This window comes from Streptococcus sp. ELY_90 (assembly GCF_058314475.1).
This window is the reverse complement of sequence record NZ_JBZFUJ010000001.1, coordinates 148,773-164,009: the sequence shown is the minus strand read 5'-3', so window position 1 is coordinate 164,009 and position 15,237 is coordinate 148,773. Positions and strand designations below refer to the sequence as shown.

Annotated in this window: 15 protein-coding genes and 1 other RNA gene; all 16 read right to left on the bottom strand. The window is 38.9% G+C overall.

What is annotated here, in order from left to right; all coding sequences use genetic code 11:
• Positions 1 to 139 precede the first annotated feature (139 nt).
• The 16 genes from AC4HAF_RS00760 to AC4HAF_RS00685 all read right to left on the bottom strand — a co-directional run bounded on the left by AC4HAF_RS00760 (position 140) and on the right by AC4HAF_RS00685 (position 15,213).
• Complete coding sequence (locus AC4HAF_RS00760; RefSeq protein ID WP_491091698.1) at positions 140 to 1,489, bottom strand: glucose-6-phosphate isomerase; 1,350 nt, start codon at positions 1,487 to 1,489, stop codon at positions 140 to 142.
• 138 nt (positions 1,490 to 1,627) lie between these two features.
• Complete coding sequence (locus AC4HAF_RS00755; RefSeq protein ID WP_491096279.1) at positions 1,628 to 2,245, bottom strand: hypothetical protein; 618 nt, start codon at positions 2,243 to 2,245, stop codon at positions 1,628 to 1,630.
• 491 nt (positions 2,246 to 2,736) lie between these two features.
• Positions 2,737 to 3,447 (bottom strand): SDR family oxidoreductase, encoded by a 711-nt coding sequence (locus tag AC4HAF_RS00750; RefSeq protein ID WP_491096278.1) that lies wholly within the window; start codon positions 3,445 to 3,447, stop codon positions 2,737 to 2,739.
• A 64-nt stretch (positions 3,448 to 3,511) separates the two neighbouring features.
• Positions 3,512 to 5,221 (bottom strand): ABC transporter ATP-binding protein, encoded by a 1,710-nt coding sequence (locus AC4HAF_RS00745; RefSeq protein ID WP_491096277.1) that lies wholly within the window; start codon positions 5,219 to 5,221, stop codon positions 3,512 to 3,514.
• A 7-nt stretch (positions 5,222 to 5,228) separates the two neighbouring features.
• Positions 5,229 to 5,978, bottom strand: a complete 750-nt coding sequence (locus tag AC4HAF_RS00740) for a hypothetical protein (protein WP_491096276.1) — start codon at positions 5,976 to 5,978, stop codon at positions 5,229 to 5,231.
• A 2-nt stretch (positions 5,979 to 5,980) separates the two neighbouring features.
• On the bottom strand, positions 5,981 to 6,847 hold the full coding sequence (locus tag AC4HAF_RS00735; RefSeq protein ID WP_491096275.1) for an ABC transporter ATP-binding protein: 867 nt from the start codon (positions 6,845 to 6,847) through the stop codon (positions 5,981 to 5,983).
• Positions 6,813 to 7,268, bottom strand: a complete 456-nt coding sequence (locus AC4HAF_RS00730; RefSeq protein ID WP_491096274.1) for an Msa family membrane protein — start codon at positions 7,266 to 7,268, stop codon at positions 6,813 to 6,815. Before AC4HAF_RS00730 ends, AC4HAF_RS00735 begins: the two co-directional genes overlap by 35 nt.
• Before the next feature lie 9 nt (positions 7,269 to 7,277).
• Positions 7,278 to 7,856: a CPBP family intramembrane glutamic endopeptidase gene (locus AC4HAF_RS00725; RefSeq protein ID WP_491096273.1), complete on the bottom strand. Its 579-nt coding sequence runs from the start codon at positions 7,854 to 7,856 to the stop codon at positions 7,278 to 7,280.
• Between the two features lie 10 nt (positions 7,857 to 7,866).
• The gene (locus AC4HAF_RS00720; protein ID WP_491096272.1) at positions 7,867 to 8,616 is read right to left on the bottom strand and encodes an amino acid transporter; all 750 of its coding nucleotides are present in this window, start codon (positions 8,614 to 8,616) and stop codon (positions 7,867 to 7,869) included.
• 943 nt (positions 8,617 to 9,559) lie between these two features.
• The gene (locus AC4HAF_RS00715) at positions 9,560 to 10,456 is read right to left on the bottom strand and encodes a helix-turn-helix domain-containing protein (protein WP_491091690.1); all 897 of its coding nucleotides are present in this window, start codon (positions 10,454 to 10,456) and stop codon (positions 9,560 to 9,562) included.
• Positions 10,457 to 10,511: 55 nt separating this feature from the next.
• Positions 10,512 to 10,597, bottom strand: an RNA gene (gene ffs / locus AC4HAF_RS00710) — signal recognition particle sRNA small type.
• 31 nt (positions 10,598 to 10,628) lie between these two features.
• Positions 10,629 to 11,099 carry a tRNA adenosine(34) deaminase TadA gene (gene tadA, locus AC4HAF_RS00705; RefSeq protein WP_491096397.1) on the bottom strand — a complete coding sequence of 157 codons (471 nt, stop codon included), beginning with the start codon at positions 11,097 to 11,099 and terminating at the stop codon, positions 10,629 to 10,631.
• On the bottom strand, positions 11,099 to 11,875 hold the full coding sequence (locus tag AC4HAF_RS00700) for an MBL fold metallo-hydrolase (protein ID WP_491096271.1): 777 nt from the start codon (positions 11,873 to 11,875) through the stop codon (positions 11,099 to 11,101). Before AC4HAF_RS00700 ends, tadA begins: the two co-directional genes overlap by 1 nt.
• A 108-nt stretch (positions 11,876 to 11,983) precedes the next feature.
• The gene (locus AC4HAF_RS00695) at positions 11,984 to 12,994 is read right to left on the bottom strand and encodes a YdcF family protein (protein WP_491096270.1); all 1,011 of its coding nucleotides are present in this window, start codon (positions 12,992 to 12,994) and stop codon (positions 11,984 to 11,986) included.
• Positions 12,995 to 13,401: 407 nt separating this feature from the next.
• On the bottom strand, positions 13,402 to 14,544 hold the full coding sequence (gene tgt, locus AC4HAF_RS00690) for a tRNA guanosine(34) transglycosylase Tgt (protein ID WP_491096269.1): 1,143 nt from the start codon (positions 14,542 to 14,544) through the stop codon (positions 13,402 to 13,404).
• A 234-nt stretch (positions 14,545 to 14,778) separates the two neighbouring features.
• Positions 14,779 to 15,213, bottom strand: coding sequence for a CoA-binding protein (locus AC4HAF_RS00685; protein ID WP_491096268.1), 435 nt, complete (start codon positions 15,211 to 15,213; stop codon positions 14,779 to 14,781).
• Between the last annotated feature and the right edge of the window lie 24 nt (positions 15,214 to 15,237).

Below are 15,237 nucleotides of genomic sequence, written 5' to 3'. Positions count from 1 at the left end.
GTCTTTTTCTATGACTGGCAAAATTTAGTGTACTAATTAAAAATGCTCAGGCTTACGCAATATCTAAGGGCAGATAGTTTTCGTCAAATAAAAAAAGAGAACCACTGTGAGTGATTCTCTGATGTATATTCTTATTTGATTAAAGACGTTCGTTCAGCTCGGCACCAAGGTCTTCAAATCCCGGTTTGCCAAGAAGGGCAAACATGTTTTTCTTGTAAGCTTCCACTCCCGGCTGGTCAAATGGATTGACACCATTGAGGTAGCCTGAAAGGGCAATAGCAAGTTCAAAGAAATAGATTGTGTAGCCAAGTGTGAACTCATCTTGTTCAGGAATGGTCAGATAAGTATTTGGCACACCGCCGTCGGTATGAGCAAGAAGCACACCGTCAGTCGCTTTTTTGTTAACAAAGTCAACGTCCTTGCCTTGAAGATAGCCAAGGCCGTCCAGATCTTCTGCAGCTTCCGGCACCAGAATATTTTTACGCGGTTTATCCACACGGATAACTGTTTCAAATAAGTTGCGGTAGCCTTCTTGGATAAATTGACCGAGCGAGTGCAGGTCTGTTGAGAAGTTAGCTGATGTCGGATAGATTCCTTTTTGGTCTTTTCCTTCTGATTCACCGGCTAATTGTTTCCACCATTCGCTGAAATATTGCAGTGTTGGTTCATAGTTAGCCAGAACTTCTGTCACATAGCCTTTTCTGTAAAGAATATTGCGGATTGCAGCATACTGGTAAGCTTCATTTTCAGCAATCTTGTCTGAAGAATAATCTTTGCGCGCAGCATTGGCACCTTCCATCAATTTGGTAATATCTGCACCGCTTGCTGCAATTGGAAGCAGGCCAACCGGCGTCAAAACAGTAAACCGTCCGCCGACACTGTCAGGAACAACGAAGGTTTCCCAGCCGCTGGCATCTGCTTCAACCTTAACAGCTCCTTTAGCTTTGTCAGTTGTCGCATAGATACGCTTGTTGGCTTCATCCTGACCGTATTTTTTGATCAAAAGGTCTTTGAAAACACGGAATGCAATAGCCGGTTCTGTTGTTGTACCAGATTTTGAAATAACATTGACTGAAAAATCTTTGTCAGCCACATAATCCACCAGATCAGCAAGGTAGTTTGAAGAAATAGAATTTCCGGCATACAGAATTTGCGGTGCCTTGCGGTCTTTAGAAGACTGCAGGTTGACAAATGAACTGTTCAAGAAATCAATGGCTGCACGCGCTCCTAAGTAAGAACCGCCAATACCAATGACAATGAGAACGTCGCTGTCAGTTTGAATTTTAGCAGCCGCTTTTTGAATGCGGGCAAATTCTTCCTTGTCATAATCTTCCGGCAGATTGAGCCAGCCGGTCATTTCTGCACCCGGTCCGCTGCCTTCGCGGAGAGCTGCATCCGCAGCTGTCACATGCATTTGCAGGTAGTCCAGCTCGTGCGGTGCTACGAATTGATCCAATACTTTAGAATAATCAAATTTAATATGTGTCATGTCCATACTCCCTTGTAAATTTCAGTTTCTTTACTATCATACTCTTTTGTAAGGGTTTTTTCAATGATTTTGAGTACGATTTCACAAAAAAGAGATAATCATTTCCTTTCTGAAAATCTCTTGAAATTCCCTCCTGCTTTATGAAAGTGACTTGATGATTTCCACCCTTGTGATGACGCCGTCTTTCATGCTGTCAACCCGCAGGGCAACATCATTCAGATAAACAGCTGCACCAATGGTAACATGTTTTTCCTCAGCCTCCAAATGCCGTACGACAAAGTCCCTGAGCAATTCACCGTTTTTACCTTCCAGATTGACACGCGCTAAAACATTGGCAATCTTAACTTTTTGACTTCCTCGGACAATAATATTGGTAGAATCATCAAAATTAGTAAAAAGATATTTACGCGTCGCAAACAGAGCCGCGATGGCCAAGATACTCCACAGAGAATTCAGGCTGTTGCTCTGATCGATAACAACATGTCTGGCAATGGCAAAGAGCAGCACCTCAATGATAGTAGCTGAGGTATGCTTGCTCAGCATTTTTATCAACTCCACGCCAATGGCAATACTCATGGCCTGATTGAGAAAATTCTGCAGATAGCCTTCAATAGACCTTTGAGAAGTAAAAATTCCCAAAACATCCGCAGCTAAAAAAGCTGTTGAAATGACAAGCACAATCATCAAAATCAGAGAAATTAAAATTTCAACATAAAATGACATTTCATAAAAACTTACCTGTAAAAACTTCCGCATAAAACCTCCTTTAATTAAGATACAAAGGGCGTTAAGAAAGCGAGAAGAAAATAGGAGCCTAACGCCATGCGCTTTGCGCATAAGGCAGGCTGTCTTTTTCTCGACGCTTTTAGCCCGTGTTCAATTACATAAGATACAAAGAGCGTGAAGAAATCCGTATAAAAATAGGAAACGGACGCCGTGTCGTTAAGACACAAGGACGTTTATCTTTTTTACTAGGATTTTAGCTCGTGTTCAGTTACATAAGATACGAAGGCGTAAGCGACACACAGCAAAATAGGAAAGCTGACGAAGAGGCCTAGCATCTAGGAAGTCTTTCTCTTTTTGCACAGTGTCGTAGCCGTGTTCGATGAAACGCTTTAGCTTTACTTTATTATAACTGATATCGAGCGGAAAAGATAGGGTGACAAAGCAAAAGAAAAGCACCGGATCAATCAGCACTTTTAAATTTTATTAAAACTTAATTGTCAGCGTCTTATTAATTTACTTTTTTACACAATGGTATAGCCGTAATCTAAGATGAGATTATGCCCTCTAATTGACTTGCTCTGCTCACTTAATAAAAATTGGATGGAATGGCTGACGTCTTCTAAATCAACAAATTTTTGATAAGGAATCCTAGTTCGCAAACGCTGTCCGAAATAAGAGTCTAATAAATCACTGTTGGCAGCCGTTTTTATATAGAAGGGCGATATAGTATTGACTCTAATATCTTTATCCTCTACCAAAGAATAATCTACAGATAAATTTTTAGCCAAATGAATCAAGGCACTTTTAGAAGGCCCATGATCTGCTCGCATGCTGTTAGCAACAATGCCCTCTTGTGAAGCAATAAAAACGACTGCAGCTTTTTCTGATAAATAATCGTAAACAGCTTTCATTGAAAATAGAGCTGCCTTGACATTGACATTAAATGTTGCATCCCAATCTTTAGATGTCACGCTAAAAACATTGTTCATATAATTAATGCCTGACGCAAAAATAATATGCGAAAAGTTTAAACTCAGTTTTTTCAAAAAAGATTCGATTTTTTCAAATGAATTATCTTCGCGAAAATCAACCGATAAATAATTTTTCACACGCTCAGATGTTTTAGGAAAATCAATTCCTGCAATAACATTGTATCGATGACCGTATCGGTCCAGAAAATCTTGACAAACATAACTTTCTGATCCAATTAATAATAAATTTTTAGTTGCCATTGACTAGTCCTCTCTTTATTTCTATAGATATTCGCTATTATAAAATCAATATATTTGATAACAATCAATTTAGATCTTGCAGGTAACGCTGATATAAGGCACTTCTCTTCGTCAAATCTGAATGTTTCCCGATATCACTGATGCTGCTATTCTCATCTAAGACCATAATAGCATCAGCATTCTTTATCGTTTTCAATCTGTGAGCAATTGTCAAGATGGTTTTATGTTTCCCTAATTTTTGAATAGCCTTAACAACATAAGATTCCGTTTCAACATCCAGATTGGCGGTCACTTCATCCAGTAAATAGATACTGCTGTCAGACATGAAACCTCTGGCTATATTTAACCGCTGCTTCTGTCCTTCAGATAAGCCAGCTCCTGTCTCAGTAATTGGGGTGTCTAATCCTTTTGATAAGTTAACGACCATATCAGTCAGCTTTAAATCTGATAATATACGACCCATTCTAAAATGAGCAGTCTTTTTATTTTTACCATACATCAAATTATCTAAAATGGTGCCTTGAAGCATCGTATTCTCTTGGGACACGTAACTGCAGTTTTTTCTTACTTCATAATGACTGAGTTCTTTTAATTCTCTTCCGCCGATTTTGATAGATCCCCGATAATCGGAATAAAATTTCATTAACAGTGAAAAGACAGTGCTCTTCCCAGAACCACTGGGACCTACAATCGCTATATGCTGCCGGGAATCAATTTGAAAGCTTACCTTGTCCAAAGCTTTTTTGGATTTATCATACGAAAAAGAAACGTTATCAAAAACAATGCTGCCTTCTAAATCACTATCGTCAGACAGTGTTTTCTCTTTTTCTAAATGTAAAATTTCCATAATTCTATGCGAGATTCCGCGTATTTCGGCTAGTTCTGAAAACAGATCTGATAAATCTGAGACTGGCTCTATCATTTGTGTAATATATAAAATAAAAGCCGTCAAAGCTGCAACACTCATACTGCCTCTTGAAACTCCGACACCTGCCACAAGCAGACAGACCACAATAATAAATAAAATCAGACTGCTTATCAAAGAAGATTCAACAGCGATAACAATCAGCACTTTATTGAAGTTTAGCATGAAATCATTCAGCAGCCTGCTGATTCCTTTCTTTTCATCTTCTTCAGCAAGCATAGCTTTTACTAGGCGGATATGATTTAACTTATGATTGACTTCGCCAGAAATTTTCCCTAAATATTCCTGATGCTTTTGATAATAATATTCTAATTTTTTATTAAGAGGCCATAGTACAAAGACTATCAAAGGAACCAATGACAAACTAACCAGCGTTAACTGCACGTTAATTCTTAACAGAAAGACAACTCCTCCTATAATGGATAGTATGTTAAGAAATAATTGAGGAAAAACAACAGTCGCAATTCTAACCAAACCAGATATATCAGAGGTGATTCTGCTTGATAAATCGCCTGATTGGAAGCTATCCAAAGCAGTAACCGGTAGATTTAAAATATGGTTAAAAAAGTATCGCTGCAGTTTGACCATAGCTCTATTCCCGCTCAGACCTACTAAATAACTGGATAAACCTCTTAGAATATAGACTCCGATAAAAAATGCCAGCATCGCCACTAATAGTAATTTATGCGATAAAATCTTTTCTAGGATTTTCCTATTTAGCAGCTGGCTAATCATTTGGGGTAGCCATAAAGCAGCGATTGTACTGATAACACTTAAAACAACACCAATTACAAAATAAGCTTTAGGCATTTTTTTATAAATTAAATACCATAATTCTCTATATGCCATAATTCCCCTAAAATTCTAAGTTTTTAAATTTATGCAGGCTGCAAAAATAGATAAATGCGCTGTATAAAAATGTCAGCCCTGTAATTGCCAGCAAGCCTATCCCCAGACCATTTGCTTCTGCAAAATCGGCATAACCTACAGGAAACAGCCAATGAAGCCCAGCAATAATACCAGACAAACTCATAAAGATATTGAAAATCAAAATCAGGGTAATGACTATTCCGTTGCTCAGATATAAAGAGGCCAGACTGGACAGCATGACTACAAGGACATAAGCCAAAACAACACCAAGACTTGAAATAATGGAATAAGTGAAATCATCACTCCAAAACTGAAGACTGCCATAAGAAAGATGGGCTACGCGTGTATAATAGGTAAACAGAGCTGCTAAGAAGTAAATTCCGCAATACAGTAATACGACAGTCATCAGACTGAGAATTTTTGATAGAAATATTTTTCCTTTGTCAATATCCTTGTATAAAAAAAGAATATGCGCAGAGATCTCTGTCCGAAACACACTGATTGCCAGAAAAGCCAGCGCCAATGATGAAATAATAGAATTAAACTGCAGATTAAACTGACCGTAAAAGAAATCAAAAAAGGCAATTTTACTGCCGGCAGGCCCGGAAAAAGAAAACAATTTCGTTTTTAAAAATGTTGAAAGGAAATAAAGAAGAGGGGTCAGACTAAGTGCCAAAAACACCTTCACTTCTTTGCGCTTAAGGACTGAACGTAAAATAGGGTAGAAAACAGACATGATTATCCCTCACTTCCGAAAAAATCGCTCAGATGGTTTTCTTTGACAGCTATTCCTTCAATAGCCTCCTTGCTGGATAAAAGGAACCCTATCTGATTCAGTGTTTTAGCATCCAAATCTGTTGGAATTTCTACTGTGAGATCGTCTCTGACCTCTACAGAAGACGGTAGATCAAGATCTTTAGCTGCCGCTGTTACATTGACAATTACACTTGGAGCTTGCTGCTTTTCAAATTCTTCAGCGAGGCGGCCATTCTCAATAAAAATATAACGGTTGCACAAGGCTTCCAACTCTCCCAATTGATGGCTGGAAATAATCATTGAAATATTCCGTTCTTCTGACCATTTTTTCAGAATATCAATCAGCTGCCGCACACCGATTGGATCTAAACCGACAAACGGCTCATCCAGCAAAAGAAACTCCGGTTCTGCGACCAAGGCAATGGCCAAGGCAGTGCGCTGTTTCATTCCAAAAGAAAATCCTTTGGGCTTGCGATGGCGTACTTTCCATAGATCAACTAACTTTAAAATAGTTTCGATATTTTCATAGTATTCTTTTTTCCCATGAAGATCCAAATAGAATTTTAAATTGTCAGCTACAGTCATTTCTGGATAAAAAACAGGATCGATCATTACACCAAAATCTTCCAGAGCGTTTGACCGTTGACTAATATCCTTTCCCAGATACATTATCCGTCCGCTGCTGGGTTTGATCGATTTAGCAATTAATTTGAGAAGGGTAGATTTCCCAGCACCGTTCTTTCCGATTAAACCAACAATATCTCCTCGATTGACCGTTAAACTCACATCTTGAAGTGAGTAAAAATCGTTTCCCTTAAATTGTTTGGATAAATTTTCGATCTTGAGCATTCTTGTTTTTTCCTCTCTTTTTATTTTGAATGAGATAATTGAGCCCTGAAAGACTGAAGTACAGCAGAGTCACAAATATAATTTGCGACATATCCAATAAATTGCCGCTGATTTCTACAGAAAAATCATGTGCTTGAACACTGTTACGCTCCACAAAATTTTCCCAAGCTGACCCTGATAAAACCAATTTTGAAAATAGCGTATAGGATAATAGAGATAAGGTTGGAAAAATTAAGGTAAGCGGGAGCAGCCGCTTTTTCTTCTTAAAAGAAGCTAAATTGACAGAAATAGCATTTACAACCAGCGGTAATAAATAAAAGAGTCCGATAAATAACAAGGTTGAAATATTTCCTAAAAAAGATGCTGTTAAGAATGCTAATAAAGTATAAAAAATAATACCTAAAATCGTAATAATAATCATATGTCCTCCTTAAAACAATCTGCCAACAGCCATGTTGTAAAGCCAATGGAAAGAAATGGAATACTGTAAACCAAACCTAACAGCAAGCTGTGACAGAATAATTCCTGCAGGTATTTTAGTAAAAATATTTACTAATAAATTCCCATTAAGATGCAGCAGCACCCCGAATAAAACTGCAGTAATAATAATCGCTTGATTTTTATTAAATGTTCTTACTAAAATACCATAAAGTAAATAGCGGAAAAGATACTCTTCACATGTTGCTACAATCAATGCCGTATATAGTTCATGTGATCTCAAAATTAAGAAATTAAATAGAAGAACTAAGAGCAGCAGTACAATTGCTGATTTTTTATTTAATTTAACAGGTATATTCTTGACATCTAAATCGATCTTTTTAGCAATCCATGTTGGAATAACAATAAACCCTAAAGTCATTGATAGAAATTTGACCACTGTCATTCCCAGCTCTTGCTGTAATTCAGGGATCAAAATCATGACTATATTGCCTAAATTATAAATTAAACCAGCTAACAAGATGAGTGCCAAGGTTAAAATAAGATGTTCAATTCTATTTTTTGCTAGCATATTCGTCATCCTAAAATTCAATTTGTTCAAATTTTTTAAGTCCTAAACTATAAGTTGATATTATATAAATCGAGCTGATCAGACACATCAAAATGAGCGAAAGAAGAAAAGACATTCCTGTTCCAGCATACCCTGTTGGAAAGAGATACCTTCCCAGCGGCAGCTGCGGTGCTACATTTGCTAATAACATAAAAAACAAACCTGCTAAAACCGAGATGGAATTATTATAGTGACTGGATAAAGCTGATACCAGCAAGATAACAATCACATAGATAATCATTCGTGACAAAACAGTCAGTAAACTCATCTGAACAATAGACCAATTTCCAGGAAAAAGATGCCCTGATATGTAACTTTGATAAAGCATCAGAGTGTAATAAGACAAAAGCGATGCCAAAAAAGTCAGTACCGTAAAAATGCCTAAGATTTTGATGAGACTCAGGATTTTTGCTTTAAAAATCACCTTTTTTTCTAGATCTTTATATAAAAATAAAATACCAGAATGGATTTCAGTATAAAAAACAGTCGTAACAGCATAGGCTAACAATAAAATTGGTATGGCTAACTGCCACTGTGTTTGAACATTAATAGACCAATACTCCAAAAAGCTCAGTTTTCTCCCATGAGCCATACTTTTTAATCCTGTCTGAAACAGACTGACTGCCGAAGCCAGCAGCGGATAGAGAGAACAAAACAAGAAAGCTGCTATCTCCCTGCGCTTTAGTATTGATTTGTAAATCGGTGTAAAGACTTGTTTCATTTTTTCCTCTTTTTAATTGTATTTTTCCAAAATTTAATTGAGTTATAGATAAGCGAACTTTGCCGCTTATCTCTTCTCAATTAATTTATTTTACCAATGATATTTTTTACCTTTGTAGCCAAAACGGGCAACACCAATGTTAACTTCATTACGCTTAAAGAATTTCTTTAAAATGTTAAACATCTGTTTTCTCCTTTCTTTTTAATTAAGAATCGAAAGTTTTACCTTTCACCTTAGTGCTACTGCACTACATTACCAATGGTATCGTTTGCCCTTGTAACCAAAGCGGGCAACACCAATGTTAACTTCGTTACGCTTAAAGAGTTTCTTTAAAATGTTAAACATCTGTTTTCTCCTTTCTTTTTAATTAAGAACCGAAAGTTTTACCTTTCATTTTAGTGCTACTGCACTACATTACCAATGGTATCGTTTACCCTTGTAACCAAAACGGGCAACACCAATGTTAACTTCGTTACGCTTAAAGAATTTTTTTAAAATGTTAAACATCTGTTTTTTCCTTTCTATTTGTGATTAGAACGTCAAACCTGATTATTTTAAGCAGGATGACGTTCATAGATATTTCTTAAAAATCTAATCATTTTCTTCTCCCTTCCTTAATAGTTTGTTTCATTTAAAATAATATTTAATTTTACTTGGTATTTTTTAACGTCCACCAACCATTAACCAAGTTGTTACAGCAGTCATCAAAAATCTTAACAGTTTCAGTTTCATTTCTATTTTTCCTTTTCAAATTTTATAATATTATTATATATATAGTGATACTTGTTGACCATGACATTTATGTCACTGCTAATCAGCAACTATATTTTTAGGCCAAAGCACCAATTAAGTTAAACTTAACCTGTTGCTTCAAACTTTACGCTCTTATTATAAAAAAAGCTAAATAATAAGACCATGACATTTATGTCATGGCCTTATTTTTCTATACCTGATCTTTTTTTCTTTCAGCTTTAAGTTTTGTCTCTAAAATATCATCACCAAAATTCTGAGCCAGCAAAGCAGCTAAATCATAGCATTCTTTTGCTTTCTCCTTATTTTGTTCACTATAGAGATAGTATTTAGCCTCATAAATTAATACTATAGGCTTAGCACTGTACTGCTGTGTCTCTGCAATCACTTCATGCATTCTGTCTGCTAAGTTTTTCAATTTAGAATACTCAGCATGATCCAGATAAACGCCTGCTATAGCTGTCAATGCCCCTAAAAGTTCAATATTATAATATTCATCACCTGAGACTTCCTGCTTCAAAATAGCTTTTTCCAATGTTTTTAACGTTTTTTTATTATAATTTTTATCTTGGTATTGAACAGCATAACACGATATCAATAATAAATCATTGAATGTATGCCTTTCTTTTAATAACAACTGCTTAAAAAAATCTTCAAAAATAACTTCAGCCGCTGCTGTTTTACCTGTCGAAATATAATCTAGAGCATTATCTAATAGTTCCAAAGTAAAAAGCTCATCTTCTGGCAAAATTTCAAAATACTTTTCATAGATGCTTTCAATCATTTGCGTTTTCTGTTCCAGACGCTTAGGATCCCCATAAGTGGGAAATTTGAAAAGCTGATACTTCATGGTGAAATACTCATCCGGTATCGTAATATTTTCACCCGCAAGTAAGGTTCCTAAATCAGTTTCCAACACTTTTGCAATATATTCCAATTTTACAATAGAAGGTAACGACTGTCCCAGTTCAATACGTACCAGCTGACGAACTGTCAGCTCCTCTTCACTGTTACACAGTTGTTCACGCGATAATCCCTTTTTCTCACGCTCTTCTCGAATCTTTTTCCCAATTGTTTCTTTTATACTCATACTTTTCCACTGAATTTATAAAATGACTCTGGCTAGTTATGGTCTCTTCTTACATTAAAAAATAGAGCACACACCTGACATCGCTTAGGGCTGCTGGATTCCTCCCCTGACCCGCTTCACGCGCAGATGTTGCTCCAAAAGTATTATAACATAGATTGAGCAAACTGCCAACTTAAGACTTTCGTCTTTGCCTAAAAAAGTCCTGCATAATTCTGGCACAGTCTTCTTCGAGGATTCCTGTTTCCACTTGTACCCGATGGTTGAGCCGCTCATCTGTCAGAATGTCATAGAGACTGCCGGCACCGCCAAATTTTTGATTGGCTGCTCCGTAGATGACCTGCGGAATACGGGCAAGGCCAATCGCACCGCTGCACATGACGCAGGGTTCAATTGTCACAAAAAGGGTCGTATCCAGCAGACGCCAGCTGTTTTCATGCTTATTGGCCTCTGTGATGGCCATGATTTCGGCATGCATAATGGCCTGACTCAGCTCCTCACGCGCATTGTGTCCGCGGCCGATGATATGCCCGTCCTTAACAATGACACAGCCGATAGGAATCTCTTCTTTAGCCAATGATTTTTGGGCTTCTTTCAGGGCCTCTGCCATGAAAAATTCTTTTTCTTCCTGAGTGAAGTCGGTCATCAGCATTCACCGATTTCCCATGATTTATGAGGCTCTGCCAATTCTACAGGAATACCCTTTGAGTAAGTCTCAGTCTGGCTTCTGAGGACTTCCAAATGATTGTCTGGGTCAATCCCTGCTGGCGGCAGCGGCGGCATGTGGGTCAGCACTAATTTTTTGACCCCTGCTTGGGCGGCAATCTGTCCTGCTTCCTTGGACGTTAGGTGGGCAGGGTGGTTTTCATTGCCTTCGTAAAGATAGACATCCGCAAGGAACACATCAGCATCCTTGGCAAAATCAGCCAGTCCGTCAAAATAACCGCTGTCCCCTGTAAAAACAAGAACCTGACCGCTCTCACGCTCGACAATGCGCATGGCATAGCAAACGACAGGGTGCACTGTCCTGACAAAAGTAATGTCAAAGGGACCAATTTTCTCAGTGCCCTTAACATCATAAGCAATCCCATTAGAAACACCGTCAAGGGTCAGTTTGCTAAACTCATAACTGTCCTCATCGTGGCCATAGATAGGCAAGACTTTGGGCTCCCACAAGTGCTTAGGATAAAGCTGAAAATAGTGACGCAGAACCCCCAAATCAGCAACATGATCCGGATGGTAGTGACTGATAATAACAGCATCTAAATCAAGGGGTGAGATTTCTTTTTCCAGTTCATTAACAGCACGGCTGCCGCAGTCTATCAAGAGCTGAAAGCCATCGCGTCCTGTTAAAAGATAAGAGGTCGTGCCGCCGTCTTTGTAAGGATAGGCTCCCCAGCAGCCAATGGTTGTTAGTTTCATAAAAACACCTTCTTTATTTCCTGTTAGCTTTATTATAGCAAATTTCCTGCGACAACTAAATAAGGGCCTGCCTCAAAGAACTTCTCTGAAACAAACCCTTTAAGTGTTTTATTTCAAACAGCTAATTATAAAAAGTCCTATAAAGACTGCATAAATAGCAATAAAGACCCACTTGAGACGGACAACAATCGCCGCAAATTCCCGGATAAAAGCACTGGGAATATAGTAGGCAGCTGTTGAGCAGCCTAAACCGTCCCCGGACATATGGAGCCCGTGTGCATAGACACTGGTTCGAAAAACATGGTAGGCATTGGTGACAAAGAGAAACCGCGGATGGCTCATTTCTTTTTCAGCCAGCTCTTTTGAAAACAACAGATTTTGATAGGTTGAGCGTGACTTCTCTTCCAAAAGAACTTTATTGCTGGGAATATCCCCTTGCTGTCTGATGTAAGCAGCAATGGCCCTGGCTTCTGAAATCTTTTCGTCAGGTCCCTGACCGCCGCTTGCAATCAGCTTGGCTTGGGGATTGCTGGCTTTTCGAAAAACCTCAAGTGCCTTATCAATTCGCTTTTGCAGTAAAGGCGTTACCTCTTTTCCCTTTCTAAGCCCTGCACCGTGAATGATAATGAAGTCATAGTGCTTATTTTTAGGAATAATCAGATACAAAATGGAATAGAGCATAAAAGCAACAAAGGACATTCCAAACAGCAAAAACGTAAATAGCAAAAGAAAGTAGATAAAATAAATCAAGCTGTTTTGTGAAAGATTTTTCAAAAAAGATGAGCCCAAATACACGAAAAGAAAGAAGCCTAGGATGGCGATTCCCAGAAAAAGGGATAAGAAATTAGTCTTTGAGCGCCCCTCTCTTTTCAAAAGGACAAAACCGTTATAAATGAGAAACAGGCCGCTAAAAAAGAGAAAAGCAGGAACCAGTAGAAATCCCAGTACGAAAATCAAGTAAGCCATTGTGTAGCCCTGCCGGTAGAAAAAACTAGCAGCCGTGATATAGGCAAAAAACAAAAAGATGATTAACAGAACCGGATTGATCAAACTGCGGGCATCGTGATATATAGAAAGGGCAAGCATCATAAACACTATCAGCGTAATGACTTCTAACATTGCTTCTCCTTATAAATCTCCTAAGCAAAAATCACATGCAGTACCAGCAAATGATTAAGGTAAGCAGGATTAAATCACAGAGCATAAAAATCAAAATAAAGTATCTTAAACGATCGGCTTTTGTCATCAGTTGATCCTCCTTCGCTACAAATCTGCTGCCAAACCAGCGGCAGCCATTTTCTACCTTTATTTTACTGGAAAAATCATAAACCAAACTTACACTTTTGTAAGCTGAAAAACAGGACTGAGCTGCAAATAAGAAAATCAAGACTGATAGCAAAAATACTGTTTAAAGAGCTTTTTGAGCCTTTTTCTGATAAGAAAAAAGACCGGAAGAGCTTTCCAAATGGAAATTTGCTCCGGTCAATACAGAATCTGTTTGCAGCAACCATACTTTGGGCGATATGTTAGAAATTACGATTGGATTTATTGTAGCCGTAGCGTTCGATAAAATCTTCACGGAATTCAAGCAAATTGTCATCCATAATAGCCTGACGGACCTTTCGCATGAGATTAAGCAGGAAATAGAGATTGTGATAGCTGGTCAAGCGCAGGCCGAAAGTCTCATCAGCTTTGAGCAAATGGCGCAGATAAGCGCGCGTGTAATTTTTGCAGGTATAACAGTCACAGTCATGATCAAGCGGCGTGAAATCTTCTGCATACTGAGCGTTTTTGACAACCAAACGTCCTTCACTGGTCATGCAGGTTCCATTTCTGGCAATTCGGGTGGGCAGGACACAGTCAAACATGTCAACACCGCGGATAACGCCATCAATCAGGCTGTCAGGCGCTCCTACGCCCATCAGATAACGCGGCTTGTTTTCCGGCAGGAGAGGAGTTGTGAAATCCAGCACAGCATTCATTTCTTCATGCGATTCACCAACGGCCAAACCGCCAATAGAATAGCCCGGAAAATCCATAGCAACTAAATCGGCGGCAGACTGGCGTCTGAGATCTTCAAAGCCGGCTCCCTGAACAATCCCAAAGAGGCCTTGTTCCTGCGGGCGCTGATGAGCCTTGAGACCGCGTTCTGCCCAACGGCTGGTCCGTTCAATCGAATTTTTAACATAATCGTAGGGCTGGTAGAATTGAGGACATTCATCAAAAGACATCATGATGTCTGAACCCAGATTGTTTTGGATAGAGATAGCCTTTTCCGGTGACAGAAACATTTTAGCACCGTTGAGATGGTTTTTAAAGGTCACGCCTTCTTCTGTGATATTGCGGCTGTCAGCCAGCGAATAAACCTGAAAACCGCCGCTGTCAGTCAAAATAGGCTGATCCCAGTTCATAAACTGATGCAGCCCGCCGGCCCGCGCAATCAGGTCATCACCGGGGCGCAGCCACAAGTGATACGTATTAGCCAGAATAACTCCTGAACCCATTTCTTTTAACTCTTCGGGCGACTGTGTTTTAACGGTTGCCTGAGTTCCCACCGGCATAAACATGGGGGTCGGAAAGGTTCCATGAGGCGTGATGAGCTCTCCCAGACGGGCTCCCGTGTGTTTTTCTTTTTTAATTAAACGATATTGAATCGGCGAATCTGTCATTTTTACTCCTTGTTTCCAATTATTTGGACATAACCTTATAAATTTTATCAAAAATAGCTGAGCTTGTCACAAGATGAAATCCACTCATTTTTTATGGAAGGCTTCTAGCTGTAAATGATGTATAACAAACGGCCGGAACACTTCTGTCCCGGCCTTCTGACTTTGTGCTATTCATTAAAATCTTGCAGTTTTTGGAAAAGGCAGTTATCTGCCCATGTTCACACCATTTCCTACTTATTGATTAGCCAATTTTCGATACTCAATCTTAATGCAGCGGTTCATGACAATATCATTGCGTCCTGCCTCACGCAGGACTTTTTCGGCCTCTTCACTTTCCAGACCCAGCTGTGCCCAAAAAACATGGGCATCTGTTTCGATAAAATCACGGGCCACGTCTGCTAAAAATTCGCTGCGGCGAAAAACGTCAACAATATCAACCGGCTCAGGAATATCCTGCAAGCGGGCATAGACTTTTTCACCTAAAATCGTGCTGCCCGCAGCTCTCGGATTGACAGGAATAATCTTATAACCGGCCCTTTGTATCACCTGAGAAACCTCATAGGCAGCTGTTTCTTCTCGGGCAGACAGCCCCACGACGGCAATAGTCTTAGCCTCTTTTAAATAATCAAAAATGACTTCCTGACTGGGATTTTGAAATTGATAGGTCATGAGTAACCTCCTTCATCTATTTTT